Origin of the sequence: Photobacterium atrarenae, from assembly GCF_024380015.1 — a bacterium.
Lineage (GTDB): Bacteria > Pseudomonadota > Gammaproteobacteria > Enterobacterales > Vibrionaceae > Photobacterium > Photobacterium atrarenae.
The window spans coordinates 234380-260890 of the sequence record NZ_CP101508.1 but is presented as its reverse complement, the minus strand read 5'-3'; the positions used below and the strand labels follow the sequence as shown (position 1 = coordinate 260890).

31 protein-coding genes are annotated in these 26511 nt (G+C 56.6%); 10 read left to right on the top strand and 21 right to left on the bottom strand.

Annotated elements, in window-relative coordinates; all coding sequences use genetic code 11:
• Positions 1–45: 45 nt before the first annotated feature.
• From rpsL to fkpA, 6 genes are all read right to left on the bottom strand, one after another.
• Complete coding sequence (gene rpsL, locus NNL38_RS01270; protein WP_004399892.1) at positions 46–420, bottom strand: 30S ribosomal protein S12; 375 nt, start codon at positions 418–420, stop codon at positions 46–48.
• Between the two features lie 176 nt (positions 421–596).
• Positions 597–890, bottom strand: a complete 294-nt coding sequence (gene tusB / locus NNL38_RS01265; protein ID WP_255389243.1) for a sulfurtransferase complex subunit TusB — start codon at positions 888–890, stop codon at positions 597–599.
• A gap of 7 nt (positions 891–897) precedes the next feature.
• Positions 898–1254, bottom strand: a complete 357-nt coding sequence (gene tusC, locus NNL38_RS01260) for a sulfurtransferase complex subunit TusC (RefSeq protein ID WP_255389242.1) — start codon at positions 1252–1254, stop codon at positions 898–900.
• 23 nt (positions 1255–1277) lie between these two features.
• The gene (gene tusD, locus NNL38_RS01255) at positions 1278–1670 is read right to left on the bottom strand and encodes a sulfurtransferase complex subunit TusD (RefSeq protein ID WP_255389241.1); all 393 of its coding nucleotides are present in this window, start codon (positions 1668–1670) and stop codon (positions 1278–1280) included.
• Positions 1667–2389, bottom strand: coding sequence for a helix-turn-helix transcriptional regulator (locus NNL38_RS01250; protein WP_255389240.1), 723 nt, complete (start codon positions 2387–2389; stop codon positions 1667–1669). Before NNL38_RS01250 ends, tusD begins: the two co-directional genes overlap by 4 nt.
• Before the next feature lie 234 nt (positions 2390–2623).
• Entirely contained in the window at positions 2624–3436 is an 813-nt protein-coding gene (gene fkpA, locus NNL38_RS01245) for an FKBP-type peptidyl-prolyl cis-trans isomerase (RefSeq protein ID WP_255389239.1), read from the bottom strand.
• Between the two features lie 189 nt (positions 3437–3625).
• Here fkpA and NNL38_RS01240 point away from each other — a divergent pair, with 189 nt between their 5' ends.
• Positions 3626–4603 (top strand): WD40 repeat domain-containing protein, encoded by a 978-nt coding sequence (locus NNL38_RS01240; protein WP_255389238.1) that lies wholly within the window; start codon positions 3626–3628, stop codon positions 4601–4603.
• A gap of 14 nt (positions 4604–4617) precedes the next feature.
• A complete protein-coding gene (locus NNL38_RS01235) occupies positions 4618–4839 on the top strand; it encodes a SlyX family protein (RefSeq protein ID WP_255389237.1) in 222 nt (73 codons plus the stop codon).
• Between the two features lie 87 nt (positions 4840–4926).
• On the opposite strand, the gene slyD is transcribed toward NNL38_RS01235, so the two are convergent.
• The 4 genes from slyD to kefG form a co-directional block, all read right to left on the bottom strand.
• Positions 4927–5469, bottom strand: a complete 543-nt coding sequence (gene slyD / locus NNL38_RS01230; RefSeq protein WP_255389236.1) for a peptidylprolyl isomerase — start codon at positions 5467–5469, stop codon at positions 4927–4929.
• A gap of 126 nt (positions 5470–5595) precedes the next feature.
• Complete coding sequence (locus tag NNL38_RS01225; RefSeq protein WP_255389235.1) at positions 5596–5805, bottom strand: YheV family putative zinc ribbon protein; 210 nt, start codon at positions 5803–5805, stop codon at positions 5596–5598.
• Positions 5806–5844: 39 nt separating this feature from the next.
• The gene (kefB, locus tag NNL38_RS01220; protein WP_255389234.1) at positions 5845–7650 is read right to left on the bottom strand and encodes a glutathione-regulated potassium-efflux system protein KefB; all 1806 of its coding nucleotides are present in this window, start codon (positions 7648–7650) and stop codon (positions 5845–5847) included.
• Positions 7640–8230 carry a glutathione-regulated potassium-efflux system ancillary protein KefG gene (gene kefG, locus NNL38_RS01215; protein WP_255389233.1) on the bottom strand — a complete coding sequence of 197 codons (591 nt, stop codon included), beginning with the start codon at positions 8228–8230 and terminating at the stop codon, positions 7640–7642. The genes kefB and kefG overlap by 11 nt, the downstream gene beginning before the upstream one ends.
• Positions 8231–8462: 232 nt before the next feature.
• Between kefG and NNL38_RS01210 the strand changes: the two genes are divergently transcribed.
• From NNL38_RS01210 to NNL38_RS01190, 5 genes are all read left to right on the top strand, one after another.
• Entirely contained in the window at positions 8463–10382 is a 1920-nt protein-coding gene (locus tag NNL38_RS01210; RefSeq protein WP_255389232.1) for an ABC transporter ATP-binding protein, read from the top strand.
• Positions 10375–10875 carry a TIGR02444 family protein gene (locus NNL38_RS01205; RefSeq protein WP_255389231.1) on the top strand — a complete coding sequence of 167 codons (501 nt, stop codon included), beginning with the start codon at positions 10375–10377 and terminating at the stop codon, positions 10873–10875. Before NNL38_RS01210 ends, NNL38_RS01205 begins: the two co-directional genes overlap by 8 nt.
• A gap of 50 nt (positions 10876–10925) precedes the next feature.
• Entirely contained in the window at positions 10926–11903 is a 978-nt protein-coding gene (locus tag NNL38_RS01200) for a hydrolase (protein WP_255389230.1), read from the top strand.
• A 96-nt stretch (positions 11904–11999) separates the two neighbouring features.
• Positions 12000–12218, top strand: coding sequence for a YheU family protein (locus tag NNL38_RS01195; RefSeq protein WP_255389229.1), 219 nt, complete (start codon positions 12000–12002; stop codon positions 12216–12218).
• Positions 12219–12326: 108 nt separating this feature from the next.
• Entirely contained in the window at positions 12327–13196 is an 870-nt protein-coding gene (locus tag NNL38_RS01190; protein WP_255389228.1) for a phosphoribulokinase, read from the top strand.
• Between the two features lie 62 nt (positions 13197–13258).
• Here the strand turns inward: NNL38_RS01190 and NNL38_RS01185 are convergent, their stop codons facing one another.
• Positions 13259–13663, bottom strand: coding sequence for an OsmC family protein (locus NNL38_RS01185; protein ID WP_255389227.1), 405 nt, complete (start codon positions 13661–13663; stop codon positions 13259–13261).
• Positions 13664–13936: 273 nt separating this feature from the next.
• On the opposite strand from NNL38_RS01185, the gene crp reads away from it, so the two are divergent.
• A complete protein-coding gene (crp, locus tag NNL38_RS01180) occupies positions 13937–14569 on the top strand; it encodes a cAMP-activated global transcriptional regulator CRP (RefSeq protein WP_036801200.1) in 633 nt (210 codons plus the stop codon).
• A 222-nt stretch (positions 14570–14791) separates the two neighbouring features.
• The gene (locus tag NNL38_RS01175; protein WP_255389226.1) at positions 14792–15010 is read left to right on the top strand and encodes a hypothetical protein; all 219 of its coding nucleotides are present in this window, start codon (positions 14792–14794) and stop codon (positions 15008–15010) included.
• Positions 15011–15100: 90 nt separating this feature from the next.
• Here NNL38_RS01175 and NNL38_RS01170 read toward each other — a convergent pair whose 3' ends face one another.
• The 8 genes from NNL38_RS01170 to rpe all read right to left on the bottom strand — a co-directional run bounded on the left by NNL38_RS01170 (position 15101) and on the right by rpe (position 23437).
• Complete coding sequence (locus tag NNL38_RS01170; protein ID WP_255389225.1) at positions 15101–15895, bottom strand: DUF1338 domain-containing protein; 795 nt, start codon at positions 15893–15895, stop codon at positions 15101–15103.
• 46 nt (positions 15896–15941) lie between these two features.
• A complete protein-coding gene (gene astD / locus NNL38_RS01165) occupies positions 15942–17402 on the bottom strand; it encodes a succinylglutamate-semialdehyde dehydrogenase (RefSeq protein WP_255389224.1) in 1461 nt (486 codons plus the stop codon).
• Positions 17403–17418: 16 nt separating this feature from the next.
• Positions 17419–18435, bottom strand: coding sequence for an arginine N-succinyltransferase (gene astA, locus NNL38_RS01160; protein WP_255389223.1), 1017 nt, complete (start codon positions 18433–18435; stop codon positions 17419–17421).
• 137 nt (positions 18436–18572) lie between these two features.
• Positions 18573–19787, bottom strand: coding sequence for an aspartate aminotransferase family protein (locus tag NNL38_RS01155; RefSeq protein WP_255389222.1), 1215 nt, complete (start codon positions 19785–19787; stop codon positions 18573–18575).
• Between the two features lie 411 nt (positions 19788–20198).
• A complete protein-coding gene (locus tag NNL38_RS01150) occupies positions 20199–20774 on the bottom strand; it encodes an aminodeoxychorismate/anthranilate synthase component II (protein ID WP_255389221.1) in 576 nt (191 codons plus the stop codon).
• A gap of 190 nt (positions 20775–20964) precedes the next feature.
• Positions 20965–21981 carry a tryptophan--tRNA ligase gene (gene trpS, locus NNL38_RS01145; RefSeq protein WP_255389220.1) on the bottom strand — a complete coding sequence of 339 codons (1017 nt, stop codon included), beginning with the start codon at positions 21979–21981 and terminating at the stop codon, positions 20965–20967.
• Between the two features lie 92 nt (positions 21982–22073).
• Positions 22074–22763, bottom strand: coding sequence for a phosphoglycolate phosphatase (locus NNL38_RS01140; protein ID WP_255389219.1), 690 nt, complete (start codon positions 22761–22763; stop codon positions 22074–22076).
• Positions 22760–23437 carry a ribulose-phosphate 3-epimerase gene (gene rpe / locus NNL38_RS01135; protein ID WP_255389218.1) on the bottom strand — a complete coding sequence of 226 codons (678 nt, stop codon included), beginning with the start codon at positions 23435–23437 and terminating at the stop codon, positions 22760–22762. The genes NNL38_RS01140 and rpe overlap by 4 nt, the downstream gene beginning before the upstream one ends.
• Before the next feature lie 237 nt (positions 23438–23674).
• Between rpe and NNL38_RS01130 the strand changes: the two genes are divergently transcribed.
• The gene (locus NNL38_RS01130; RefSeq protein ID WP_255389217.1) at positions 23675–23905 is read left to right on the top strand and encodes a DUF2970 domain-containing protein; all 231 of its coding nucleotides are present in this window, start codon (positions 23675–23677) and stop codon (positions 23903–23905) included.
• A 45-nt stretch (positions 23906–23950) separates the two neighbouring features.
• Here NNL38_RS01130 and NNL38_RS01125 read toward each other — a convergent pair whose 3' ends face one another.
• Complete coding sequence (locus NNL38_RS01125) at positions 23951–24769, bottom strand: Dam family site-specific DNA-(adenine-N6)-methyltransferase (RefSeq protein WP_255389216.1); 819 nt, start codon at positions 24767–24769, stop codon at positions 23951–23953.
• 108 nt (positions 24770–24877) lie between these two features.
• Positions 24878–26503 (bottom strand): AAA family ATPase, encoded by a 1626-nt coding sequence (locus NNL38_RS01120; RefSeq protein ID WP_255389215.1) that lies wholly within the window; start codon positions 26501–26503, stop codon positions 24878–24880.
• Between the last annotated feature and the right edge of the window lie 8 nt (positions 26504–26511).

The window sequence follows — 26511 nt, the reverse complement described above, 5'->3', positions numbered from 1 at the left end:
CAAAATTAAATAATTTTAGTGTTTGGCCTTACTTAACGGAATCCATTAAGACTTAGGACGCTTCACACCGTACTTAGAACGACCTTGTTTACGGTCATTAACGCCTGCACAGTCAAGTGCACCACGAACAGTGTGGTAGCGAACACCAGGAAGGTCTTTAACACGACCACCACGGATCAGAACAACACTGTGCTCTTGCAGGTTGTGGCCTTCACCGCCGATGTATGAAGTTACTTCGAAACCGTTCGTCAGACGAACACGGCACACTTTACGTAGTGCTGAGTTTGGTTTCTTAGGAGTAGTAGTGTATACACGAGTACATACACCACGTTTTTGTGGACACGCTTCTAGTGCAGGCACGTTGCTTTTAACAACTTGCTTTGCACGTGGCTTGCGTACCAGCTGGTTAATAGTTGCCATTAAATAGCTCCTGAAATTACTTTCGTAAGTGTGAAAAATCTGCCTCCCAACAACAGGAGGACGCGAAATTTTAGGCATCGGACCTATGGGTGTCAAGATATAACCAACGATCAATGGGATGATCATTTCTTAGACAATCGGTCAAAGCGGACGGTAGCCCAGCCGACAAGCGGAAACTATGCCCATTTCATTTGTGTGTCATGACGTACCGTCAACTCAACAAACCCTGATAAATCAACAATATAAAAGCCATCAACTACCTGTCCCCGCAATCCTCGGGCCAACAGATCAGCTTCCAGTAAATATATTTTTACGCCCGCCAGGGCGAGCGTCTCGCACCAGGTATTTTTTTCAATCCCGGCCACCACCGCATCCTGGATCAGCAGAATTTCGTCTTCTGGGCCGAGGTAGCGAAGGCAGCGCTGCAGGGCCTGAGTCTGAAACGGGGAAGTTGATATGGTATGAAGCATAAAGTCCTCAGAAACTCAGCACACGCTGACATTGGTGGAGCTGGGCACTGAGTGCATCGACAGGGAGCACTTCGGCTTCAATCAACAGGGATGCGGGATCGACTCCGCGCTCTGACAGCGACTGCTGACAAACATACACCTGCTCAATATCGTACAACTCCAGCATCTTAAAGGTGGCAATATAGTCCCGGCACAGGATCAGCTCCGGCTGTTGGCCGGCCAGCAGCTGGAACACCCCGTCACCGATAAAAAACACCTGGATTGCTTCACTGTAAGCTGACGTCGCCAGCACTGCATCCAGGCCTTCACGGCCGCTGGTGCTGCCATGAGGGGCGGTGTGAAAAACAAAGCCTAATGAGTTCATGCACTGCTCTTACATCAAATACGTTAAAACTGGATCACCCGATCAGCGGTCAGCATGGCTTCGGACAATCCGCCGAGCCCGGCTTGTTCAAACCCGGCTGCCAGATTCTGACCCGGCAGCTGGTTTTGCGCGGCTTCCTGCTCACTGACGATCCCGCGGCGCAGGGCAGCGGCGACACAGGTTTGCAGCTCAATCTGGTGCTGGGCTGCCAGCTGTTGCCAGGCCGCCACCAGATCGAACTCATCAGATGCCGGTGCCGACAACGCAGAGCCGTTGTGCACCCCGTCCTGATAGAAGAACACACGAGACAGGCGATGACCTTGTTCGATCACCGCCTGGGCAAACTGAAATGCTGAGCGTGCCGCCTGGGTACCGTAGGCCGGCCCGTCGACAACCAGCGCATAGTTCAGGCTCATTTCTCGCCATCCTCGGTCTTGCGCTGGCGGATATACAGATACACGGTATGTTTTGAAATGTTCAGCCGCTCCGCCACCCGGTTGATAGCATCTTTGATATCAAAGATCCCCTTGTCATACAGCTCCATCACAATCTGACGGTTCTTGGCATTGTTGGAGACATTCTTATCGGCGTTGATCTCTTCTATCGTCCGCTCGACAGTCTGATCCACCAGCTCGTCGACATCGCTGGCAAAGTTCACGCTTGAAGCCGCCTGCTTGGCTTCATCAGTCGGCATGAACGATTGCAGGATCTGGGAGAACGGCGCATCCAGGTTGATATTAATACACAGCAGGCCGATGATCCGACCCTCGCCATTGCGGATCGCAATGGTGATCGACTTCATTAGGTCGCCGCCTTTTGCCCGGGTAAAGTACGCCCGGGAAAAATTACGCTCAGAGCCCTCGATATCGCGCAGCATCCGCAGCGCCAGATCGGTGATCGGCGAGCCGACTTTGCGGCCGGTGTTTTCACCGTTGGCAATTTTAATCGCCGAGGTGTTCAGATCGGCCAGCGAATGCAGCACGATCTCACAGAACGGACCGATCAGGGCTGCCAGCCCGTCAACGACCGCTTCATAAGAGCGCAGAATGGTATAGTCATGTTCAGTGAAAGCCCGCGCTTCAATCAGGTCACTTTCTACCATGACTTCAGTGCCAAAGTTATCTGTCGAAACCACTTGTCATATCTTCCTTGCAAAACCCTATTTATTTAGTTTCAGCACCAATCCCGATGTTGAAACGAAATACACGAGGTATACATTCAAATCTTTCTAGCAAGTTTATCAGAATACTGATAGCTGCCTGAACATTTATCTCTCTCCGGTTATCCCGCTTTATGATGAAAAACCCGGCAATCGCCGGGTTATTCTCTCTATGTTGTTCAGATGGGCCATTTCAGCCCGCCCCGCAAATTATTGCGTTGCTTCGTCTTCTGCTGCAGGCGCCGCCTGCTCAGATTTGACGATATCGAGTAGCTCAACCTCAAACACCAACGTTGAGTTGGCCGGAATGCTTGGGTTTGCCTGCGAGCCGTAAGCCAGCTCTGGCGGGATTACAAACTTGAACTTCGAGCCAACCGGCATCAGTTGCACCCCTTCAGTCCAGCCCGGGATCACCTGATTGAGCGGGAAGGTCGCCGGCTGGTTGCGCTTGTACGAACTGTCAAACTCAGTACCGTCGGTCAGCGTGCCTTTGTAATGCACTTTCACCGTATCGGTTGCCTGTGGCTTCTCCCCTTCTCCCTGTGTTTCCACCTGGTACAGCAGGCCGGAATCCGTCTTCATCACGCCCTCTTGCTTTTCGAACTCAGCGCGAAAATCATCACCCACCTTACTGTTCTTGTCCGCTTCTTCCTGGGCTTTGGCCATCATCATCTCAGAAACACGCTTGTCCAGATCCTGCAGCGTCTGTTGAGTTTCTTCCGGCGTCAGGCGGCTGTTGCCGGCAAACACGTCACGGACACCTGCCAGTACCTGCTCACGATCCAGCGTCATGCCCAGCTCTTTCTGCTGATCCAGGTTGGCCGACAGGTATTGTGCCAGTGAGGCACCAATCGCATAGGCGGCTTTATCATTTTCAGACGCAAACTCTGTTGCAGCATCAGATGCGACCTGCTCCACCTTGGCAGGTGCTTCAGGTTGTGCTTCAGCTGCTTTCTCATCTTGGCAGCCTACAGCCAGTAGGATTGTTGCAGCCAAAACAGACATCTTTAGAACAGGTTTCATGTATTTCTCCATCATTTGCTGAGGGGATGCCTCAAAATTATCCTCGGCTCTTCACTATGGGTGTGAAAAGCGCGCTATATCAATATACTAATAGCAACCGGAGTAAGTCACTGCCTTATTGGTTTTTAATCAGTCACTTACTCAAACTGCCCAGTTCTATCACACGCCCAGTAACCGGAACCTGACGCAATGCACAAAAAAATTCCAGTCTTAAGCATTATTTTGGCACTGTTCACCCTGACCGGCTGTTTTTTTTCAGGTTCTGAATCCCAACGCTGGAAACTGGCCCCCGAAGGCGCCACCAGCTTCAGCCTGAGCCGGGATGGCCGGTTTGCGCTTTTTCATTCAACACAACAAGGTATCGTGCTGTGGGACTTACAGCAAAACAAAAGGTTAGCTGGTTTTGGTTCTCAAGATCCACATCACAATCCCGTCCTGTCGAGCCGGATATCCGACAACCACCGCTATGCCATTACGGCGACGGCGCAGAATTTCGCAGTCTGGGATCTGGCCTGGGGACAGTCCGACGGCTTGTGGTCGATCTCAGACGGGATCATCCGCGATGTCGATATCGCCAACAACGGCCAGCATGTCCTGCTCGGTTTATCCAACGGGAAGGCGCTGTACGTCGACTTAGGCACCGGCCGGCGGCTGGAGTTCCTGGCCCACCGGGAAAAAGTTAATTCGGTGGCCCTGTCAGCCAACGGCCAGTACGCCCTGTCCGGCGGCAATGACCACAATGCCTATTTGTGGGAAACCCAGTCCGGCCAGGTGATTTACCAGTTTGCCCACAGCTCCCGGATCAGCCGGGTCGCCCTGCACCGCGACGGTAACCTCGCCCTCACCGCCGACGGCGGCAATGATATCTATCTGTGGAACCTCGCCTCGGGCGACAAACAGGCCGAACTGGCGGTACGACTACGGCAACAGAACCTCTCCAGCGCCCGCTTTTCCGATGACGGCCGCCTGCTGGCCACCGGCACCCCGGCGCGGCGCATCGAGCTGTGGGATACCACCAGCGGCGAAAACCTCGGCCGCTGGGAAGCGGCGCCGCAACAAGACACTCGACCCCCGGCAGCAGTGGTGTATGATGTCGCCATTACCCCAGACGGGCAGGTCGTCTCCGGCACTTCCGCCGGGATTGCCCAGGCCTGGATCACAGAATAACGGACCTTTGCCCTATGACCGAGATTGAAAAACTACAGGCCCAAATCGACGAACTGGAGATGAAGCAGGCCTTTCAGGAGCAGACTATTGAAGAGCTCAATCAGGCGCTGACCCAGCAACAGTTTGTGATCGACAAGATGCAAACGCAGATGCAGTTCCTGGTTGGGAAAGTCAAAGGGATAGAACCTTCCAATATGGCCAGCGAGTCCGAAGAGACCCCACCGCCACACTATTAATATCCCCCAGTGCCGGCCTCGCCGGCGTAGCGATAAAAAAAAGGAAGCCGAGGCTTCCTTTTTTAATCCTTGCCTAAGCCAGATGGCTTAGTGCGAGCAGCAACCACCGTCGTGGTCGTGATCATGGTCGTGATCACCACAGCTGCCGCCACCACAACAACCACCGCCCTGGTGGATGTGGCCGTGAGCGATTTCTTCTGCCGTCGCTTCACGCAGGGCAACAACTTCTGCATTGAAAGTCAGCGTCTGACCAGCCAGCATGTGGTTGCCGTCAACCACTACGTGATCGCCGTCGACTTCGGTCACTTCAACCGGGATTGGGCCCTGATCGGTTTCAGCCAGGAAACGCATGCCGACGGTAATTTCGTCAACGCCCTGGAAAACATCGGCCGGTACACGCTGCACCATTTCAGCCACGTGCTCGCCATAGGCTTCTTCCGGAGCAACGGTCACTTCGAATTTGTCGCCTGCTTCACGACCTTCCAGTGCTTTCTCCAGACCCACAATCAGGTTGTTGTGGCCGTGAAGGTAATCCAGCGGTGCTTCAGCTGTCGACTGGTCTACCACCACGCCATCTTCAGTTTTCACTTGATAAGCCAGGCTTACTACGATGTCTTTAGCGACTTTCATGTTCACTCCAGTATAGGATGTTGAGTGAGTATCGACTTCTCGGCGCAGCGCCGGCCCAGCCGTACCCGGTGTAAATCTTCCCGCATGATAACGGATAATGGGGCCCGGATGCCAACCCCCACGACGTTATTGTGGTTTAAAGATCCCAATTACTTGATCTTTGGTTTGCTGCGACAGCTGCTCGCTTTCTTCAACCGCCTGGGGTGCCCGGCTATCAGTGTATTCACACGCCACGCACTCCACCCGTTCAATCTCATTTTCCTGCCACCAGCGCAGGGTATCCTTCTGCTGGCACTGCGGGCAGACCGCACCGGCAATAAAACGTTTCTTTGCCATAACCCAGTTCCTTGTTTGTCGGCTGCCTACGCAGCCTGATTAATCCCAGCCGTTGTGCCGCTCCCGCTCACCGCGCATTTCCCGGTCAAAAATCTCTTCCAGTTCTTTGCGGGCCTCTTTGGCCCGTGAAGCTAAATGGACGTCTTCGGAGTGTTGCGGCAACAAATCACGCAGGGCTGTTGTATCCAGTTTACGAAAATGCGCCTCTGCTCGCTGGGCTTTATACGGATGCATGCCGAGAGATATAAGGGCCTGGCGACCCAAATCAAGGGCGCCGGCAAAAGTTTCCCGCGAAAAGCTCTCCACCCCGTGTCCCAACAATTGATGCGCTTCAACCCGGCTCCGGGCCCGGGCCAATACTTTGAGCTGCGGAAAATACTGCTGGCACAGGGTGACGATTTTCATCACCTCATCGGGCTCATCAGTACAGATGATAATGGCCTCGGCTTTGTCGGCCCCAGCGGCCCGCAGTAGATCAAGCTGGGTGGCATCACCGTAATAGACCTTATAACCGAACTTGCGCAGAAACTGGATCTGGCTCGGATCCCGCTCCAGCACCGTCACCCGGATTTTATTGGCAAACAGCAGCCGGCCCACCACCTGACCGAAACGGCCAAACCCGGTAATGATCACCCGCGGCTCGCGATCAATCACATCGCTTTCCATGCTCTCCTCGGCTTCAGCCCTGAAGGTGCGGATAAACCATTTCTCCTGCAGCAGCAGGATCAGCGGGGTGGTCATCATCGAGAGACTGACCACCACCAGCAAGAATGAAGAAAGTTGTGCCCCCAGCAGCCCCTCGCCCATTGCCGCGGTAAACAGCACAAAGGCAAACTCCCCACCCTGACTGAGGATCGCCGCCATCTGGCTGCGCGACTTGGCGCGGATCCCGAACAGCCGGGCCAGGCCGTAAAGCAGCAGCCCCTTCACACACACCAGTGCAATCACCGCAGCCAGGATCTGCAACGGATACTCCAGCAACAAGCCGAGATTGACCGCCATCCCGACCGAGATAAAGAACAGGCCGAGGAGCAGGCCTTTAAACGGCTCAATGGCAATTTCCAGTTCATGACGATATTCACTCTCGGCCAGCAGCACCCCGGCGAGAAACGTCCCCAGCGCCATCGACAGGCCGAGCGATTGCATCCCCAGGGCGATCCCGATCACCAGCAGCAAAGCGGCGACATTGAACAGCTCCCGCACCCCGCTGACCACCACCCAGCGAAACAGCGGCCGGAGCAGAAAATGGCCGCCAACCAGCAAGGCCAGAATGCCGCCGATCATCCAGGCAAAATCAAGCCAGCTGCCGCCCCCGCCACCGGCCAGCGCCGGCAGCACCGCCAGCATCGGGATCACCGCGATATCCTGAAACAGCAACACCGCAAACCCGGCCTGCCCGGTTTCGCTGCCGCCCAGGCTCTGCTCTTCAATCACCCGCAGGGCAATCGCGGTCGACGACAGCGCCAGTCCCATGCCGACCACCAGCGCATCGCGCCAGCTGATCTCCGGAAAAAAGTTGCGACTGGCCAGCACCAGCGCGGTGATCACCGCACTGGTCACCACCACCTGGCTCCCGCCGAGGCCGAGGATCGGTTTGCGCATCTGCCATAACTTTTTGGGGTTCAGCTCCAGGCCGATCAAAAACAGCAGCAGCACCACCCCGAATTCAGAGAAATGCAAAATCGCATCGACATCGGAGATCAGCCCCAGTCCCCAGGGCCCAATCGCGATCCCCGCCAGCAGATATCCCAGCACAGAGCCCAGGCCCAGACGCTGGGCGATCGGCACCGCGACCACAGCTGCAGCGAGAAAGACCACACTGACCGATAACACATCACTCGCCATCCGCGACCTCCTGCTCAGGGTGAAATGGGTCTGTCAGCCATGCGCGGTAGGTCGCGATATGCTGGGCCAGTTCCAGCGCCGGGATCCGCCGCGCCCAGTGCAGGGTCAGGGGCTCGAGCCAGCTCATCTGGCACAGATCGGCACAGAGCTCGAACGGGCGCAGGATCTCCGCCACGGTACAGCGGTTATAACCATCCGGGGTGTAGGCTTCTGCCGCCCCGCCGGTTGTGATCACCGAGCGCCAGTATTTGCCGATGGTTCCGGTACCGTCGCCATGGGCAAAGCCCTTGCTCAGCACGGTATCAATCCATTCCTTGAGCAGCGCCGGACAGGAATACATATAGAGCGGATGCTGGAACACGATGATGTCGTGCTGGCGGATCAGCTCGCGTTCATGGCTGATATCAATAAAAAAATCCGGGTAGGTCCCGTACAGATCGTGAATGGTGACATGCGGCAGATCCGCGATCCCGCGGAGCATCGCCTGGTTGGCGACCGATTCCTGCGGATCCGGGTGGGCATAAATCACCAGGATCCGCGGCAGCTGTGAGCCAAGGTTTGATTGTTCTGGCGTGGTCATAACTTCCCTTTCATTGACCTGCGGCGCGGGGCGCAGGCAGAACGATGATGCGACAGCGCTCTCCCATCATACAGAATTGCAGCCGCCTGAGTGACATGAATCTGCACACATAGCAGTTTCTGTTGCAATATCGTGCGGTTCAGGCTCTCAAGTTAGCAGTCCGTGAATGTTTGGTATAGACTGCCGCTCATTTCGTGCACTTTTGCGGAGCGGGGTTCCCCCGATACTGTTGATGATCACCTTTTCGGATATTCAGCTATTACGGGGCGGTAAAGCCCTTCTCAACAATACCTCAGCCACCATCCATCCCGGCGACAAAGTCGGCCTGGTCGGCAAGAACGGTTGCGGCAAGTCTACCCTGTTTGCGTTACTGAAAGGTGAACTGAGTGTCGATGCCGGCACCTGCCAGTTGCCGGCCAACTGGGAGCTGGCCTGGGTGGCCCAGGAAACCCCGGCGCTCGAGCGCAGCGCGATTGAATACGTGATTGACGGCGATCGGGAATACCGCCAGCTGGAGCAGGCCCTGGTTGCTGCCGAAGCTGCCGATAACGGCACCCGGGTGGCTGAACTGCACGGCAAGCTCGATACCATCGGCGGCTACAGTATCCGGGCCCGGGCGGCCGAGCTGCTCGACGGCCTGGGCTTTTCCCAGGCGCAAATGGACTGGCACCTGACCCAGTTCTCCGGGGGCTGGCGGATGCGCCTCAACCTGGCCCAGGCGCTGCTGTGCCGCTCCGATCTCCTGCTGCTCGATGAGCCGACCAACCACCTGGATCTCGATGCCGTGATGTGGCTGGAGAAATGGCTGCAAAGCTACCGCGGAACCCTGGTGCTGATCTCCCACGACCGTGATTTCCTCGATCCTGTGGTCGGGCGGATCATCCACATCGAAAACCAGACTCTGAACAGCTATACCGGCAACTACTCATCGTTTGAAACCCAGCGGGCGGAAAAGATGATCCTGCAACAGGCGATGTTCCAGAAGCAGCAGAAGCAAATGGCGCATATGCAGTCCTACATTGACCGCTTCCGCTACAAAGCCAGCAAGGCCCGTCAGGCCCAGAGCCGGATCAAAGCGCTGGAGCGGATGGAAAAAGTGCTGCCGGCACAGTTCGATAACCCGTTCACTTTTGAATTTCGCGAACCGGCGGCCCTGCCGAACCCGATCCTGATGATGGATCAGGTGATGGCAGGTTACGGCGACAAACTGATCTTGAATAACATTCGTCTCAACCTGGTGCCGGGCAGCCGGATCGGCCTGCTGGGTCGCAACGGCGCCGGTAAGTCAACCCTGATCAAGTTGCTGTCCGGGGAGCTGCCCGCCAAAGCGGGCGATCTGACCTACTCGCAAGGAGTCAAAATCGGCTACTTCGCCCAGCACCAGCTCGAAACCCTGTACCTGGAAGATACCCCGGTACAGCACATGATGCGGATCGCCCCGCAGGCGACCGAGCAACAGCTGCGCGACTACCTCGGCAGTTTTGGCTTTCAGGGTGACAAAGCCTTAGAGCCGGTCGGCCCGTTCTCCGGCGGCGAGAAAGCCCGCCTGGTGCTGGCCCTGATTGTATGGCAGCGCCCGAACCTGCTGCTGCTCGATGAGCCGACCAACCACCTGGATCTCGACATGCGCCAGGCCCTGACCCTGGCCCTGCAATCCTATGACGGCGCTATGGTCATCGTCAGCCACGACCGTTATCTGCTGCGGGCGACCACCGATGATCTCTACCTGGTGCACGATCAACAGGTCGAGCCGTTCAACGGCGATCTGCACGACTACCACAAATGGCTGACCGAGCAACAGCGCAGCGAACGCCGCGAACAGCAGGCGACCAAACCGGAAACCAACAAAGACCACAGCGCCGCCTCGCGCAAAGAGCAAAAGCGACTGGAAGCAGAGTTTCGAAAACAAACCGCGCCGCTGCGCAAACAGATCGACAAACTCGACCAGCAGATGGAAAAACTGATGGCTCAGATCAGCGACGCCGAAGCCCAGCTGTCTGACCCGAGCATTTATGACACGGAGAACAAAGCCCGCCTCAACGAGCAACTGCAACGCCAGGGCGATGCCAAATCGGCGCTCGAAGACATGGAGATGACCTGGATGGATCTGCAGGAGCAGCTGGAAGCTATGGAAGCCGAGTTCAATGGCTGACGCCAAATCCCACACTCAGCCCCAGGCTCAGCCGCATGATCAGACCCGGCCCGATCCGGCCGGGTTCTGGCCTTTTTGCCTCGCGCACTATGTCCGCCCCGGCGTCGAACCAGCCTGCCTGACGCTGCAAGAGCGCTACCGCGGTAATGTCAATCTGGCCTTGCTACTACACTGGCTCGACACCCAGGCGCAGGCCCTGCCCGAACACGGACAGGATCAACTGTGCCAGGCACTAAGCGAGACCGAGTCGCTGCTCACCCCCTACCGGGCCATGCGCCGCGCACTCAAACCCCAGCTCGACCGCCCGGGCTATCAGCAGCTGCTCGACTTTGAACTCACCTTAGAAAAACGCCAGCAACAAGCACTGCTCGACCAGCTGGCGCAGCTGCCCTTGCGCCGGGAGGCCTCTGCCAGCAACCTGCAACAGTACGCCCGCACCCTGGCCGTACCGCTTGATCTGCTCCGCCGGCTTCAGGGCTACGACGCAATCTGAGCCGCAGTTGTGCTATAACACCAAGAACTCAACTCAATCAGCCAGCACCCATGACTCCTTTTGAACCGGCCAGTGGCCTGCGCAACGCCCATCTGCAAACCCTGCTGCCGCGCCTGTTGCGGCGTACCCCGCTCTTTACCCCGCAAACTCAGCGGATTGAAACCCCGGACGGGGATTTTCTCGATCTCGCCTGGACCGGCCCCAGTGACAGCTATCCGGGTGATCAGCCGATCCTGGTGCTGTTTCATGGCCTGGAAGGCAGCTTTCACAGTCCGTATGCCAACGGCCTGCTCTATGCGGCAAAACGCCGGGGCTGGCTCGGGGTAATGATGCACTTTCGCGGCTGCAGCGGCGAGATCAATCGCCTGGCACGCAGTTACCACTCAGGCGAGACCAGTGATGCGACTTTCTTCCTGCGCTGGCTACGACAGCAGTTTCCCGACAACCCACTGTGGGGCGTCGGCGTCTCGCTCGGCGGCAACATGCTGGTCAACTACCTGGCCGAGCATCAAGATCGCAGCGAGCTTGCCGCAGCCCAGGTGATCTCCCCGCCGCTGAACCTGGCGTCCTGCTCGGCACGGATCGAACAGGGCTTCTCACGGCTCTACCAGCAATACCTGCTCGGCTCGATGAAGAAAAACCTCAGCCAGAAAGTCCTGGCGCTGCCGGAGGAGATGCCGCTGGCCCTCGAGCAGGTCGATGCCATCCGCTCCCTGCGCCAGTTCGACGACAGGGTCACCGCCCCCCTGCACGGCTTCAAAGATGCCGAGGACTACTACCGCCAGTGCAGCGGGCTCGACAAGCTCCAGCACATCACCATCCCGCTGCGGATCATCCATGCCGCCGACGATCCGTTTATGACCCCGGCCGTGATCCCGCGCTCCCCCTTGCCTGACAACATTGACTACCACCTCAGTCCATATGGCGGCCATGTCGGGTTCGTCGCCGGATCGTGGAACAAGCCACAGTTCTGGCTTGAACACACCGTCCCGGCCTGGTTTGAAGCCCGTACTGGGCACAGCACCTGAACCCGTCGCGCTCAAACCATGGGATGAGAACTCTACAAGCGATGAAATTGTCAATATAATCGACGTAGTATCTGACATTGCGCGTAGAGTTTTACCATGATTATTCCCTGGCAAGAGATCGACCCGGACACCCTGACCAACCTGATTGAGCACTTCGTGCTGCGTGAGGGCACCGATTACGGTGAGCAGGAGCTCAGCATGCGCGAGAAGGTCAGCCACGTGCGCCAGCAACTGCAGAGCGGCGAAGCGGTGATTGTGTTCTCCGAGCTGCATGAAACGGTCGATATCAAACTTCGCCGCCAACTGGGTACGTAACGTTCCGCGATCGCGGCAGATCCCCTGCAATTTTGACAATCCGGCTTGACCTGCCCCCTGCTCGCCTGTTAATAACTCTTTCCGTTATTGTTAACGACAGGGTTTGTCATGTCTGCAAAACATCCAATTATTGCAGTTACGGGGTCTTCGGGCGCCGGAACGTCGACCACTTCCGAAGCCTTTCGCAAAATGTTCAACATGATGGGCATCAATGCGGCCTGGCTGGAAGGCGACAGCTTCCACCGCTTCACCCGTCCGGAAATGGACGTCGAGATCCGCAAGGCAAAAGAACAAGGCCGGCACATCAGTTACTTTGGTCCCCAGGCCAATGACTTTGCCCAGTTGGAGAACTTTTTCCGCCAGTACGGCGACGACGGCAGCGGGAAATTTCGCCGCTATCTCCACACCTTTGACGAAGCCGTGCCCTATAACCAGATGCCGGGCACCTTCACGCCCTGGCAGGATCTGCCGGAAAATACCAATGTGTTGTTCTATGAAGGGCTGCACGGTGGGGTGGTGGATGGCGATGTCAACGTCGCCCAACATGTGGATTTGCTGATCGGCATGGTGCCGATCGTTAACCTGGAATGGATCCAGAAAATTGTCCGCGATACCCGCGACCGCGGCCACTCCCGGGAAGCGGTGATGGAGTCGGTGGTCCGCTCGATGGATGATTACCTCAACTACATCACCCCGCAGTTCTCCCGCACCCACATCAACTTCCAGCGGGTCCCGACGGTCGACACGTCCAACCCGTTTACCGCCAAGGCGATCCCCAGCCTGGACGAGAGCTTTGTGGTGATCCGTTTCCGCGGCATCAAAAATGTCGATTTCCCGTATCTGCTGGCAATGATCCAAGGCTCGTTCATGTCGCGCCACAATACCCTGGTAGTGCCGGGCGGCAAGATGAGTTTCGCCATGGAGCTGATCATGCGGCCCCTGATCCAACAGCTGATCGAAACCGGGAAGATTGGCTAAGCCAACGACGGCCCTGTCACCGGGACGTGACAAGAAGGCAGCCCTTCTCGTCACGTCTCCGTTTAGGCCGGAACCACTTCCCAGGAGTGGGTCATTTCCACCCCTTCGCCCAGCATCAGGCACACCGAGCAGTATTTCTCCAGCGAATCGGCTACAGTCTTGGCAACCAGGGCTTCATCTAAGTCGTGACCGGTGACCACAAAATGCAGGTTAGCCGTGGTAAAAATCCGCGGTGCCTGCTCCCGGCGCTCGGAGGAAATTTGCGCTTCACAGCCGGTAATTTTCTGGCCGGCAGATTTTAGCCCGTCCACCACATCAACCGAGCTGCAGCCACCGGCGGCCATCAGCACCAGCTCCATCGGGCTCGGTGCGGTCGCCCCGCCATTGCCATCCATCACCACACTGTGGCCGGAGTTGGACTGACCTAAAAACGTCATCTCTTCGACCCATTTCACTCGCGATTGCATTGCTTACTCCTTACTGCTGACAGGGGTTTCAGACACTATCTCACAAGTGTGTGATCATGTGCACAGTTACAACGGCAAAATGCCAATTTCAGATAGATCAATATCAAGAAAAACCCGGCGAAAAAAGATAAACTCTCAACTAATTATTCACGTGAGCTTGCAGCCCAGCGGCTGACTGGCATATCCTAGTCGGCGAACAATGTTATTGTGATGCCCAGCCGCGAATTATAGGGATGTCATTGCTGGGCAACAAACGCAGAGGAAGTTAGTAATATGGTTCCAGGTAAACCTCAAACAGATCCAACGCTAGAGTGGTTTCTTTCCCATTGCCACATCCACAAATACCCGTCAAAGAGCACTTTGATCCATGCCGGCGAGAAAGCAGAAACACTCTACTACATCGTCAAGGGTTCTGTTGCCGTATTGATCAAGGATGAAGAAGGCAAGGAGATGATCCTGTCTTACCTCAACCAGGGCGACTTCATTGGCGAGCTGGGCCTGTTCGAAGAAGGCCAGGAGCGTACCGCCTGGGTTCGTGCCAAGACCCCATGTGAAGTGGCTGAAATCTCCTTTAAGAAATTCCGTCAGCTGATCCAGGTCAACCCGGATATCCTGATGCGTCTTTCTGCGCAAATGGCGAGCCGCCTGCAAGTCACCAGCCAGAAAGTCGGTGACCTGGCCTTCCTGGATGTGACCGGTCGGATTGCCCAAACCCTGCTGAACCTGGCCAAGCAACCAGATGCCATGACCCACCCGGACGGTATGCAGATTAAGATCACGCGTCAGGAAATTGGTCAAATCGTCGGTTGTTCACGTGAAACCGTCGGCCGTATCCTGAAGATGCTGGAAGAACAAAACCTGATTTCAGCCCACGGCAAAACCATTGTCGTTTACGGCACTCGCTAAACGCCGACCGCTCAATCGTTCAAAAGCCGCACCCCGTGCGGCTTTTTTCATCGCCGTGATTTGGACCTAACTTCCGGCGCCTCTCCGCCCTTGCACTCTGCATATTTGCTGCTAAATTGAGCATATCAATGGGATCAGTATCCTCCGCCATTGCGGCCCGATAGCAACGCAGCAACTGGCGAACGATACCAACCACATCAACAAGCAGCGGAAAGTCACGATATGGATATCGAGCGTTTTGCCCCCAACACCAGCACAACACCACCAGCCGTTTTGCAGGCACTGCCCGCCACCATCGAGATGACCGGCTTTAGCGACCCGCGCCATTACCTGGAACAACAACCGCCGCTAGATCCCGAAAGCCGCCACCAGGATCAGGAAAGCGACTGGGTGCCACCACTCGACAACCAGCACGAGCCATTACCAACTTTACTCACTTAGAAAAAAACAGCCAGGGTAGTTACCTTACCCTGGCTGCTGAGTGCTCAGCGAAACGGTTCGCGCTTCGCCGGATATCTGATGATCACGCCATCACTGATTTGTACTTTCGAAGATCTTATCGGCTGATGCTTCGACAAAACCGCGATACAGCTCGCCATCTTCGGTCGGATAGCGCTTGGCGAACTCATAGAAGCCGCCCGGGATCTCACGGATCCCATCCAGGAAGCTCACCGGTACCCGATCGGCCATGGTCGATGACTGCTCCAGCAGCACTGCCGGGCTGCCTTTCACTTCACCGCCCGCTTCATTGATCGCAAAACCATTATGACGCAGCAAGTGATTCACCTCGCGTACCTCAGTAAACTGCTCCAACTGGTTGACGCTGACGGTAAAGTGGTTAGCACCAAAGCCATGGGCCGCAACCCAGCCGGCGTACTCACTTTCCGCCGACAACAGCTCATAGGTGGCATAATCGAGATCCCACAACCGGCCACCGTAGAGGAATGCCGGATCCTTCAGCGCCGCATCCGGCACCTGGTTCACCAGATCACGTACCGTCTGCTGCAGCAAGGATGAGAACTGACCCACCAGCAACTCACTGATAAACACCTTCGGCGCCGCCGGATTCGGGTGCTCGAAGTGCTCGGCATACAGCTTTTTCGCTTCGAAGTGGTACTTACCGCAAGGCTTATAGCCAATGGCGATAAATGGTGCCGCCAGACGATCCAGACCGACCTGCGGCAGGTTGAATGTCCGCAGCGCGATATGATCGTTGAGCAGGGGTTCATCTTCCTCGAGCAGGTCATGGACCTGCGCGGCTGATGGACACAAGCGCTGGGTATAATCCTGCCACAGCGCGTTAAACAATTGCTCGACCCTTTCCATGATACTTGTTCCCCTTACCTAATCGCGGTGTCGCGGCCGGCGCGACTTACATAGTGATCCCCGGCGACAATTGTGCCGGCAGTTCGGTGTGCTCGCCTTCCATTGAGGCCATCGGGTACGCACAGTAATCGGCGGCATAGTACGCGCTCGGACGCAGGTTACCGGAAGCGCCCGGACCACCGAACGGCGCATCACCGCTGGCCCCGGTCAGCTGACGGTTGCGATTCACAATCCCGGCACGAATATGGTCGATAAAGTACTGCCATTCATCGTCCTGGGTGCTGACCAGACCAGCTGACAGGCCATAGCGCGTGTCATTGGCCAGCTCAACCGCTTGCGCCAGATCGTCATAGCGTGCAACCTGCAGCAGCGGACCGAAGTATTCTTCATCCGGCAGCTCAGCAATCTTGCTGACTTCGATGATCCCCGGTGTCACCACCGCCCCCTGACCACGCTTGGCTTCCAGCAGCATCTCACCACCCAGCTCAACCAGGTTGGCCTGGGCACGGATAATGTTGTCCGCAGCTGCAACCGAGATCTGCGGGCCCATAAACGGCTGCGGTTCGGCAAACGGGCCATCAACGTTGAGCTGAGACGCCGCTTCAACCAGACGCGCCAAGACAGCATCACCTTCAGGGCCTTTCGGCAGGTACAGACGACGGGCACAGGTGCAACGCTGACCGGCACTGATAAAGGCCGACTGAATAATAGTGTAGACAGTGGCATCGAGCTCGCCATAATCTTTGGAGATCACCATCGGGTTGTTGCCGCCCATTTCCAGCGCCAGCATTTTACCCGGCTGACCGGCAAACTGACGGTGCAGGATATGGCCGGTATTGGCACTGCCGGTAAACAGCAGGCCGTCAATGCCATGTGAGCCCGCCAGGGCTTCACCGGTCGCACGCGCGCCCTGGACCAGGTTGATCACGCCATCCGGCAGGCCGGCCTGTTGCCACAGCTTCATGGTTTCTTCCGCCACTTTCGGCGTCAGATCCGACGGCTTGAAGACCACGGTGTTGCCCGCCAGCAAAGCCGGAACAATATGGCCGTTGGGCAGGTGGCCCGGGAAGTTGTACGGGCCGAAGACGGCCATTACGCCCAGCGGACGGTGGCGTAGCACGGCTTGGGTACCGCCGGCAACTTCTTTCTGCTTATAGCCTGTGCGCTCTTCATAGGCGCGCAGGGAAATGGCAATCTTGCCCACCATAGCGCCGGCTTCGGTGCGGGTTTCCCACAACGGCTTACCGGTTTCTTCGGCAATCGTCCGGGCAATGTGCTCGCTGTTCTCTTTCACCAACTCAGCAAACCGTTCAACAATTGCCCGGCGCTCGCTCAGATCGGTCTTGCGCCAGCTCAGTAGTGCCTGACGGGCACTGGCAACGGCTTGCTCCACCTGCTCAGCCGTCGCGCTCTGGCCCTGCCAGATCACCTCACCGCTAAATGGGTTAAGCGACTGCATCGCTTCGCCTTGGCCAGGTTGCCATTTACCCGCAATCCATTGTGTCATGATGTTCTCCCGTCTGTTATTGCTCAATCAGGCGAACCTGATCGCCCGCTTGTACTTGCAGTGCTTCTGCCATTTCAGCGCTCATCACTGCCACTTGCTTCTCGCTTTGCAATGCCACCTTGCCAACCACGGCACGGAAATTCTCGAACGAGGTATTACTGAGGATACAATCGCCCCCATCGACCACCTCGCCGATGGCAACGGTCAGGCGCTGAGAATGGCGGACCGACTCGATATGGCGCACGTCACATTCCACCGTCGGGCCGGCATCAAAAATGTCAACATAACCCTTGCAGCTGAAGCCTTCTTTTTCCAGCAGGCGCAGTGCCGGCCGGGTCTTTTCATGCACCTCGCCAATCACTGCCTGGGCTTCCGGGCTCAGCAGGTTGACGTAAATCGGCAGCTTCGGCATCAGATCGGCGATAAAGCCTTTCTTGCCAATCCCGGTCAGGTAATCGGCCAGGGTAAAATCAATGGAGAAGAAATGCTCTTTGAGCCACTCCCAGAATGGCGAGTGGCCTTCGTCATCAGAAACGCCACGCATTTCCGCAATAATCGTCTTATCAAAACGCTCCGGGTGTTCAGCCAGCATCATGAAGCGACACTTGGACAGCAAACGGCCGTTCAGTCCTTCCCGCCACTGCGGGCGCAGGAACAAGGTGCATAGTTCGCTCACCCCGGTGTAGTCATTGCCCAAGGTCAGGGTTTTCACCACATTGTGGACGTTGAGGCGACGGGATGAATGGACCACGGTGCTCAAATGATAAGTATAAAATGGGGTGTCCAGCCCGACGGCAGCTTCAATCGCTGTCGTACCGGCAATCTCTCCGGTTTCCGTATCTTCCGCAACCATCAGGTAGCCTTCCGGCCCCGGCTTGGTCACTTGCTTGGCAAAACTTTCTACCGAATGGGCGATCCGATTGCTCAGGATCTCTTCATTGACCGGTAGTGAGGTAAAACCATGCCCAGACTCTTCTGCACATTGCATCAGCGCCGGCAGGTCGGCTTCTGTAATCGGACGAATAACCAGCATCGCACTCCCTCCAGATGCAGGTAGCGGCATGACGCCACTAACTTATCGTTATAAATTGGTGTGGGTGACCTGTCTTCTACGCAGGCAAAAACGCAGCGGCCAGCTCCTGTCAGCCGCTGCAATCAATCAGATAGGACTTATTGGTATAGTTTGGCGATTGCACGCTCCAGACGTGCCAGGCCTTCATCAATGTCGGCTTTGTCAATTACCAGCGACGGGGTAAAGCGCACCACGTTAGCACCGGCAACCAGTACCATCAGGCCTTCTTCGCCAGCAGCGACCAGGATGTCACGCGCACGCCCCTGCCACTCCTCGTTCAGGGCCGCACCCAGCAGCAGGCCTTTACCGCGCACTTCGGCGAAAATTGGGTATTTGGCATTAATTTTCGCCAGGCCGTCACGGAACCACTGCTCACGCTGTTTCACGCCTTCCAGCACTTCAGGCTTGGATATTTCATCAATTACGGCTTCAGCAACAGCACACGCCAGCGGGTTACCGCCATAGGTCGAACCATGCGTGCCCACTTTCAGGTGCTTGGCCAGCTCTGTGGTGGTCAGCATGGCACCAATCGGGAAGCCACCGCCCAGCGACTTCGCAGTGCTGAGGATATCCGGGGTGACGCCCAGGCCTTCGTAGGCAAAGAAGTCACCGGTACGGCCGTTCCCGGTTTGAACTTCATCAAAGATCAGCAGCGCATTGTGCTTGTCACACAGCTCACGAACCCCCTGAATGAATTCAGGCGTCGGAGAAATAATGCCGCCCTCACCCTGCAGCGGCTCCATCATCACCGCACAGGTGCGATCAGACATGTGCTCCGCCAGCGTCTCCAGCTCGTTGTAAACCATGTGGGTTACATCGCCCGGCTTCGGACCGAACCCGTCAGAGTATGCCGCCTGGCCGCCGACCGTCACGGTAAAGAATGTCCGGCCGTGGAAACCCTGTTTAAAGGAAATAATTTCTGATTTTTCCGGACCGAACTTATCAACGGCGTAACGACGGGCCAGCTTCAGGGCCGCTTCGTTGGCTTCACCGCCGGAGTTGGCAAAGAAGACTTTCTCGGCAAACGTCAGCTCAGTCAGTTTTTTCGCCAGGCGCAGTGCCGGCTCGTTGGTCATCACGTTACTCAGGTGCCACAGTTTGTCAGCCTGAGTTTTCAGGGCATCGACCATAACCGGATGACAATGTCCCAGACAGCTCACTGCGATGCCACCGGCAAAGTCAACGTATTCCCGGTCATCCTGATCCCAAACCCGCGCCCCCCGGCCTTTGACCGGAACAATCTGCATCGGGGAATAACAAGGCACCATGACCTCATCAAACAGCTCACGTCCTACTTTTTGATCCATTGCCATCATCCTTTCCTTCTGTGATTTGCTTCTACAGCATAGTATTTACATTTTATTAACCAATTCAATAGCAGAAAATTTTTTTTAACGCTGCTCTGACTTGGTCAACACTCTGCGCGATACATATTTATGCGGGTTTGTATGAGAATTATTAACCGCCACATGGATAAAAGTGTTTTTCCATATAGGAAATACCGGGCAGCAGCCCCTCTGGCGGTGCATAAGATTGCCCGCCGGAATGACACCGAGAAGATGGAGGAATTGTTAAAAAGAGTGATAGAGGTCTCGAAATTGAGACCCGAATGGGACGACAGCAGGCAGAAATCCCAGCGTGGGTTATCTCAGCGGAGTGCCAATTTCACCCTGTCGCCTGGTCAGAAATAGCATATTCTACTGTTGCAACCCTTTTCGTGTGCCTCAGCGACGAAGAAAGTTGGCTAACAGCTGATGCCCCTGCTCGGTCAGGATGCTCTCGGGGTGAAATTGCACCCCTTCCAGCGGCAGTGTTTTATGGGCAATTCCCATAATCTCATCCATCGCACCGTCACGTTCAGTCCAAGCGGTGATCTCGAAACAATCGGGCAAGGTGTCAGCCTTCACCACCAGAGAATGGTAGCGGGTCACCGTTAACGGTTGATTCAATCCGGCAAACACACTGCGCCCGGTATGGACCACCGGCGAGGTTTTCCCGTGCATGACCTGACGAGCCCGCACCACTTCGCCGCCGAACACCTGTGCCAGCGACTGATGACCCAGGCAGACGCCCAGAATCGGCAGCTTGCCGGCGAAATGCTCAATCGCCTGCAAGGAAACTCCGGCTTCATTGGGGGTGCAGGGCCCCGGCGAAATCACCAGATGGCTCGGTGCCAGCGCTTCAATCCCGGCCAGATCGATCTCGTCATTGCGGACCACCTTTACATCGGCGCCCAATTCGCAAAAGTACTGATAGAGGTTGTAGGTAAAGGAGTCGTAGTTATCGATCATCAACAGCATAGATACATCAGCTCTCGGGTAAGTCGGCGCCCTATTGTGCTATAGCGAACCAGAAAGGCAAGTCGAATGCGCGTCGGGCATGTCCTCCCGACCAGCCGCAAAACTCCCGGGGCGATCGTCATTGAATAACCGGGCAACAAAAAGCCGACCCGCAGGTCGGCTTGATCGCGCTTGCCAGAAACAGACGCCGTTACGGGCGCGGGACGAAGCCCACAGCCTCAAAGGCTTTTTTCAATGTTCCGGCGGCACGGGCAGAGGCTTTCTCGGCCCCGGCTTTCATCACCTCATCCATATAGGCGCGATCTTCACGAATGCGTCGGTACTCGGCCTGGATCGGCTCAAGCATCGCCACCAGCGCCTCGCCAACATCCTTCTTGAACGGGCCGTACATTTCCACGCCCTGGTATTTGGCTTCGATGTCGGCAAAGCTCATCCCGGTCGCTGCCGAATACAGCCCCATCAGGTTCGAGATCCCGGCCTTGCTCTCGAGATCGTGCGCGATGCGCGGCGGCGTTTCGGTATCAGTCTGCGCCTTGTTGATCTTCTTGATGATCGACTTCGGCTCTTCAAGCAAGGTGATCACGTTCTTGCGGTTATCATCCGACTTCGACATCTTCTTGCTCGCATCCTGCAGGCTCATCACGCGGGCATTGACGGTCGGGATATACGGCTCCGGCACAGTAAAGATCGGGCTGTCCGGGCTGTAGATGTTGTTAAAACGGGTCGCGATATCCCGCGCCAGTTCCAAGTGCTGTTTCTGATCGCTGCCGACCGGCACCTGGTTGGCACCGTAGAGCAGGATATCGGCCGCCATCAACACCGGATAGTCAAACAGACCGACATTGACGTCGTTGGCGTGACGCGCCGACTTGTCCTTAAACTGGGTCATCCGGCTCAGCTCACCCATCTGGGTGTAGCAGTTCAGCAGCCAGCCCAGCTGTGCGTGCTCCGGCACATGCGACTGAACAAACAAAGTGCTTTTCTTCGGGTCGACACCGACCGCCAGACAGATGGCCAGTGCGTCCAGCGTCGCTTCGCGCAGGGCATGCGGGTCCTGACGAACGGTGATCGCGTGCAGATCGACCACGCAGTACTGGCAGTCATAATCATCCTGCATCTGTTCCCACTGACGCAGCGCACCCAGATAGTTACCGATACTTAATTCACCAGAAGGCTGGACGCCACTCAATACAATGGGTTTGCTCATGATGCGATTATCCTATGTCACTTAAGTAAGCAGCGGCCCAAGGCCGCTGTCTAAATCAAATACGGGGGATCCAGTCAGAACCGCTGACTGTACTAGCGGCCTAGTTTAACTACTTCGGCCAGCTGGCTAAAGTGATCCAGCACAATATCGGGATCACTGGCACTGATCGGCTGGCCGTAGTTGTAGCCATACGTCAGACCGACAACATAACATGCGGCCGCTTTGGCTGCCAGAATGTCATTGCGCGAGTCGCCCACCATCAGCAGCTCGCTGGCGGCGAGGCAGTGTTTTTCCATCAGCCAGTGCAGGGCATACGGATCAGGCTTTTTAAGCGGAAAGGTATCGCCGCCAATTACGTCAACAAAATACTCGGCAATCCCGTGCTGTGCCAGCAGGTGCGGCAAAAACTGCGCCGGTTTGTTGGTCACAATCGCCATCGGGATCCCGGCCTCGCGCAGCGCATCCAGCGTGTCCTTCACGCCCGGATACAGCGCACTCTGGCGGTGGCCGCCTTCATCGTAGAAACGGTCAAACAGCTGGCGGGCCTCGCGGTGCAGCGCAGGATCCAAATCCGGGTCGACTTCGATGCTGCGGCTCAGAGCACGGCCGAGCATGATCTCGGCACCGTTACCGATCCAGGTCGTCATCTGGGCAATCGTCACTTCAGGGCGCCCCAGTGCCTGCAAGGTTTTGTTCACCGCATCGGCCAGATCCGGCACACTGTCCAGCAGGGTGCCGTCAAGGTCAAAGGCGACAAATTTAATCCCGTCAATCATCTTCATGCGCGTGTCACCTTGGCCAGCTCGGCCCGCATTTCATCAATCACGGCCTTGTAATCCGGCTGGCCGAAAATCGCCGAGCCGGCAACAAACATATCGGCACCGGCTTCTGCGATTTCGCGAATGTTGTCGACCTTAACCCCGCCATCAATTTCCAGGCGGATGGTGCGCCCGGAGGCATCAATGCGGCGGCGCACTTCACGCAGCTTATCCAGGGTACCCGGGATAAACGACTGACCACCGAAGCCCGGATTGACCGACATCAGCAGGATCATGTCGACCTTATCCATGATGTAATCAAGATAGTGCAGCGGGGTGGCCGGATTAAACACCACCCCGGCCTGGCAGCCATGCTCTTTGATCAGCTGCAGGGTTCGATCCAGATGCTCGGTCGCTTCGGCATGCACGGTGATCATGGTCGCCCCGGCCTTGGCAAAATCCGGGATGATCCGATCCACCGGCTTAACCATCAGGTGGACATCAATCGGCGCGGTGATCCCGTAATCGCGCAGCGCCTTACAGATCGGCGCCCCGAATGTCAGGTTCGGCACATAGTGGTTATCCATCACGTCAAAGTGCACGACATCTGCACCCGCTGCCAGCACTTTCTCAACATCTTCGCCAAGACGCGCAAAATCTGCAGACAGGATCGATGGAGCGATCAAAAAATCCTTCATGTTCAGCCTCTATACGGTAGTTACGGGATCAGAAATCGGCGCAATTCTACCCGATCCGGGCACAGATGTCTTATCTCAAACCAGCGCCTGACGGCTTTCCCGGTCAGCGGGGTCGAACAGTTCGGCCAGGATGACTATGCTTGAAAGACAAGCGTGGTGGGAAAAAGCCGTTTGGCTTGGGTCAACGGCGGCGCTTGAGGATATTTTGAATTTGAGGGACAGATAAGGAGCAGGGACATGGACAACCAGCATCCCCCGCAACGACCAACCCAACCGGGGAAAAACTCGCGGCCTATCCTCAGCGCGGCAGCCGCCCTGTTCGGGGTGCAATCGGAGCAAAACCGACATGCCGATTTCAGCCAGTCTTCAGCCCGGCCGTTTATTCTTGCCGGGGTTGTCGGGATCATCTTGTTTGTCGCTGTACTGCTGTTCATCGTGCATCTGGTGACAGTAACAACAGGCGCTTAGCCTGCAGCGGGCCGCGCTGGTGTCAGCGAGCAATTGTGGACGGCGTTATTGCGGGCGAAAAAGCGCCAGTAATTCGTCGACTTTGTTGCGACCACTGCCGTTGCGGCTGATGGTCCGCTTCACTTTCACCACCGAGAGCTCGGCGCCGTGATACAGGCGGCGGGTTAACGTGGTGTCGTGATTGGAGATCAGCACCGGAATCTCGCGCTCCAGCGCAGCCCTTTCCGCCGCATCAGCCAGTGCAGCCTGATCGTCCAGACTGAAACCATTACCGGCATAGGAGGTAAAGTTCGCAGTGGTCGAAAGCGGCGCATACGGTGGATCGCAATAAATTACGCACCCTTTCCGCGCCCGGGAAAACGTCTGATGGTAGCCTTCGCAGACGAAAGTCGCCCGTTTGGCTTTTTCGGAAAAATACCCCATTTCATCTTCCGGGAAATAAGGCTTTTTATAGGAGCCAAACGGCACGTTAAAGCCGCCTTTCTTGTTATAGCGGCACAGGCCGTTGAAGCCATGGCGGTTCATGTAGAGGAAGTAGAGCGAACGCTGATACGGATCCTGGGTCTGGTTGAAGGCCGCTCGGATTTCCAGGTACGCCCCCTTTTTGTTGTACGCCGGGGTAAACAGCTCGCGGGCATCCTTGATGTAGCGCTCCGGCTCCGTTTTGAGGATGTTGTACAGGTTGATCAGATCCGGGTTGATATCCGCCAGCAGATACTGCTCAAAGTCGGTGTTGAGAAACACAGAGCCAGCCCCGACAAAGGGCTCAACCAGTTTACGCGCAGGTGGTAAATGCCGCTCGATATCCTCGACCAGAGAGTATTTGCCTCCAGCCCATTTCAGGAATGCACGATGCTTTTTCATTCAGCTTACCACCACCAGTACCGATATTGTTTCGAAAGGTGGCGGATTGTACCCCATTTCGCCCCAACTCTGATACCGGTTCACGTAAATATCTGCCTGTCTCTGCCATTATTTCACCCGATCGATCTCGCGGTGAATTTGCGCGTAAGATTTAACCCAGGGCTGAACCTGCTGCAACCGAGCCGGCAGCCGCGATTCGGCACGACGGGCGGAAACAACGCTCGGGAAATCGCCGGTGACAATGATAAACCACGGCTCGCCATTGCGACGGGTTTCGTAAATCTCGGCAATCCGGGCAATATCATATTGGGCAATAAACTGGTTGGCTGCCGTCAGGGATCGCAGCGCGGCCAGTTGCAACGCGTAATGGCGGGCATCCACTGCCTTCAGCGCCACACCCAGCTGCGGTGCAGGCTCGGCTGCCGGCACGGGCTCGCTCCCCCGCTCCGGGGGTGCTTGCCCGGACGGCTGCGCTGTTGCCGGTGATTGGACCGGCTCGGTGACCAGGGCCGGTGTTGCGGCCGGCGAAGCGTCTGCTTGCGATGTTTGCGTTTGCGATGCCACAGCCGTTTCCGTTGCGGGGGCTAACGCTGCAGCAGCTTGCTCGCCACTGCCGCCCCGGGCTTGTTCGGTCAGCATGGCATCAACCACATCCGACGGCACCACCACCCGCGGCGGCGAATCACTGCGCCCGACCGTCAGGCCTTCAATCGACACTTCCTGCGGTAGACGGCCCGAGTCATCGAGCACCGGCTGCCCACTCCTTGCCGGTTGGTCCGAGACTGCCTGACGGGCCTCATCCGTTACCGAAACTGCCGGCAGCGGCGATTGCGGCTCATCAAACCGCCCGGTCGACAGGATCTCCTGTGAGGCTTGAGCGGCTTGTTGCTCCGGGACCGGCAATACGTCAGTGCCCGGCGCAGAACCAACATCAGTCCCCTGTGCCGGCTCAGGCTGGCTGAATAACCAGGTGCCGATTCCACCCGCAGCCACGACCAGCAGGATGACCATCAGGATCAGAGGAGAAAATTTTCGTGTCGATACACCTGCCATGGCTGCTTGCTCCGTATTCTCTAATTGCATCAGTGCCCCAGGCCGTGGTGCCACTTGCCTGGCCTGCTCCTTGAGACTGCGCCGACGATTGGCATCCAACCGGTCGAACGCAAATATCACTTCGACAAAGGTCAGGGCCTCCTGTTCACTGAAGTCGGTAATTTCCAGTTCCAGCGGCGTACTTCCCTGACCATGCGATGCCTGGCTCAGATATTTATCCAGCCGCCCCGGCTGGCTGAACAATAATACATTCACCTGCCATCCCGGAGTCATTCTGGCTTTCTGGACCAGGGCCCACAGCTCAGCCACCAATGTGGCGCTCAGCAGATGTGCATCATCAATCACCAGCAAGAGATCTACCGGCATCGCGCCTGCCAGCATATGCTCCAAACTTTGCAAAATCGGGTCTTGCTCGTTAAAAACCGGTTTGGCGATCAGCTGTTTTAAGAGAATGGAGCGGTGCTGAGCCGGTGACTGGGATGGATGACATAACAACAGGCTCTGGTTACTCTGAGCAGCCCATTGCTCCAGATAGCGTTGCGCCAGCCAGGTTTTGCCCGCGCCGTCACCACCGGTGATCTGGATCAGGTTGGAACTAAAACGGGTCAGGAACTGAAGGCGGGAAAGAAGCTGGATCTGGCTGTCCACATCCAGCATAGCGACTGAGGTGTCACGAGTCATGTGGTTTC

Bases quoted from the DNA above. Each gene is read 5' to 3' on its own strand.
- rpsL (WP_004399892.1), bottom strand. From the start codon at position 420: ATGGCAACTATTAACCAGCTGGTACGCAAGCCACGTGCAAAGCAAGTT.
- tusB (WP_255389243.1), bottom strand. From the start codon at position 890: ATGCTTCATACCATATCAACTTCCCCGTTTCAGACTCAGGCCCTGCAG.
- tusC (WP_255389242.1), bottom strand. From the start codon at position 1,254: ATGAACTCATTAGGCTTTGTTTTTCACACCGCCCCTCATGGCAGCACC.
- tusD (WP_255389241.1), bottom strand. From the start codon at position 1,670: ATGAGCCTGAACTATGCGCTGGTTGTCGACGGGCCGGCCTACGGTACC.
- fkpA (WP_255389239.1), bottom strand. From the start codon at position 3,436: ATGAAACCTGTTCTAAAGATGTCTGTTTTGGCTGCAACAATCCTACTG.
- NNL38_RS01240 (WP_255389238.1), top strand. From the start codon at position 3,626: ATGCACAAAAAAATTCCAGTCTTAAGCATTATTTTGGCACTGTTCACC.
- NNL38_RS01235 (WP_255389237.1), top strand. From the start codon at position 4,618: ATGACCGAGATTGAAAAACTACAGGCCCAAATCGACGAACTGGAGATG.
- slyD (WP_255389236.1), bottom strand. From the start codon at position 5,469: ATGAAAGTCGCTAAAGACATCGTAGTAAGCCTGGCTTATCAAGTGAAA.
- NNL38_RS01225 (WP_255389235.1), bottom strand. From the start codon at position 5,805: ATGGCAAAGAAACGTTTTATTGCCGGTGCGGTCTGCCCGCAGTGCCAG.
- kefB (WP_255389234.1), bottom strand. From the start codon at position 7,650: ATGGCGAGTGATGTGTTATCGGTCAGTGTGGTCTTTCTCGCTGCAGCT.
- kefG (WP_255389233.1), bottom strand. From the start codon at position 8,230: ATGACCACGCCAGAACAATCAAACCTTGGCTCACAGCTGCCGCGGATC.
- NNL38_RS01210 (WP_255389232.1), top strand. From the start codon at position 8,463: ATGATCACCTTTTCGGATATTCAGCTATTACGGGGCGGTAAAGCCCTT.
- NNL38_RS01205 (WP_255389231.1), top strand. From the start codon at position 10,375: ATGGCTGACGCCAAATCCCACACTCAGCCCCAGGCTCAGCCGCATGAT.
- NNL38_RS01200 (WP_255389230.1), top strand. From the start codon at position 10,926: ATGACTCCTTTTGAACCGGCCAGTGGCCTGCGCAACGCCCATCTGCAA.
- NNL38_RS01195 (WP_255389229.1), top strand. From the start codon at position 12,000: ATGATTATTCCCTGGCAAGAGATCGACCCGGACACCCTGACCAACCTG.
- NNL38_RS01190 (WP_255389228.1), top strand. From the start codon at position 12,327: ATGTCTGCAAAACATCCAATTATTGCAGTTACGGGGTCTTCGGGCGCC.
- NNL38_RS01185 (WP_255389227.1), bottom strand. From the start codon at position 13,663: ATGCAATCGCGAGTGAAATGGGTCGAAGAGATGACGTTTTTAGGTCAG.
- crp (WP_036801200.1), top strand. From the start codon at position 13,937: ATGGTTCCAGGTAAACCTCAAACAGATCCAACGCTAGAGTGGTTTCTT.
- NNL38_RS01175 (WP_255389226.1), top strand. From the start codon at position 14,792: ATGGATATCGAGCGTTTTGCCCCCAACACCAGCACAACACCACCAGCC.
- NNL38_RS01170 (WP_255389225.1), bottom strand. From the start codon at position 15,895: ATGGAAAGGGTCGAGCAATTGTTTAACGCGCTGTGGCAGGATTATACC.
- astD (WP_255389224.1), bottom strand. From the start codon at position 17,402: ATGACACAATGGATTGCGGGTAAATGGCAACCTGGCCAAGGCGAAGCG.
- astA (WP_255389223.1), bottom strand. From the start codon at position 18,435: ATGCTGGTTATTCGTCCGATTACAGAAGCCGACCTGCCGGCGCTGATG.
- NNL38_RS01155 (WP_255389222.1), bottom strand. From the start codon at position 19,787: ATGGCAATGGATCAAAAAGTAGGACGTGAGCTGTTTGATGAGGTCATG.
- NNL38_RS01150 (WP_255389221.1), bottom strand. From the start codon at position 20,774: ATGCTGTTGATGATCGATAACTACGACTCCTTTACCTACAACCTCTAT.
- trpS (WP_255389220.1), bottom strand. From the start codon at position 21,981: ATGAGCAAACCCATTGTATTGAGTGGCGTCCAGCCTTCTGGTGAATTA.
- NNL38_RS01140 (WP_255389219.1), bottom strand. From the start codon at position 22,763: ATGAAGATGATTGACGGGATTAAATTTGTCGCCTTTGACCTTGACGGC.
- rpe (WP_255389218.1), bottom strand. From the start codon at position 23,437: ATGAAGGATTTTTTGATCGCTCCATCGATCCTGTCTGCAGATTTTGCG.
- NNL38_RS01130 (WP_255389217.1), top strand. From the start codon at position 23,675: ATGGACAACCAGCATCCCCCGCAACGACCAACCCAACCGGGGAAAAAC.
- NNL38_RS01125 (WP_255389216.1), bottom strand. From the start codon at position 24,769: ATGAAAAAGCATCGTGCATTCCTGAAATGGGCTGGAGGCAAATACTCT.
- NNL38_RS01120 (WP_255389215.1), bottom strand. From the start codon at position 26,503: ATGACTCGTGACACCTCAGTCGCTATGCTGGATGTGGACAGCCAGATC.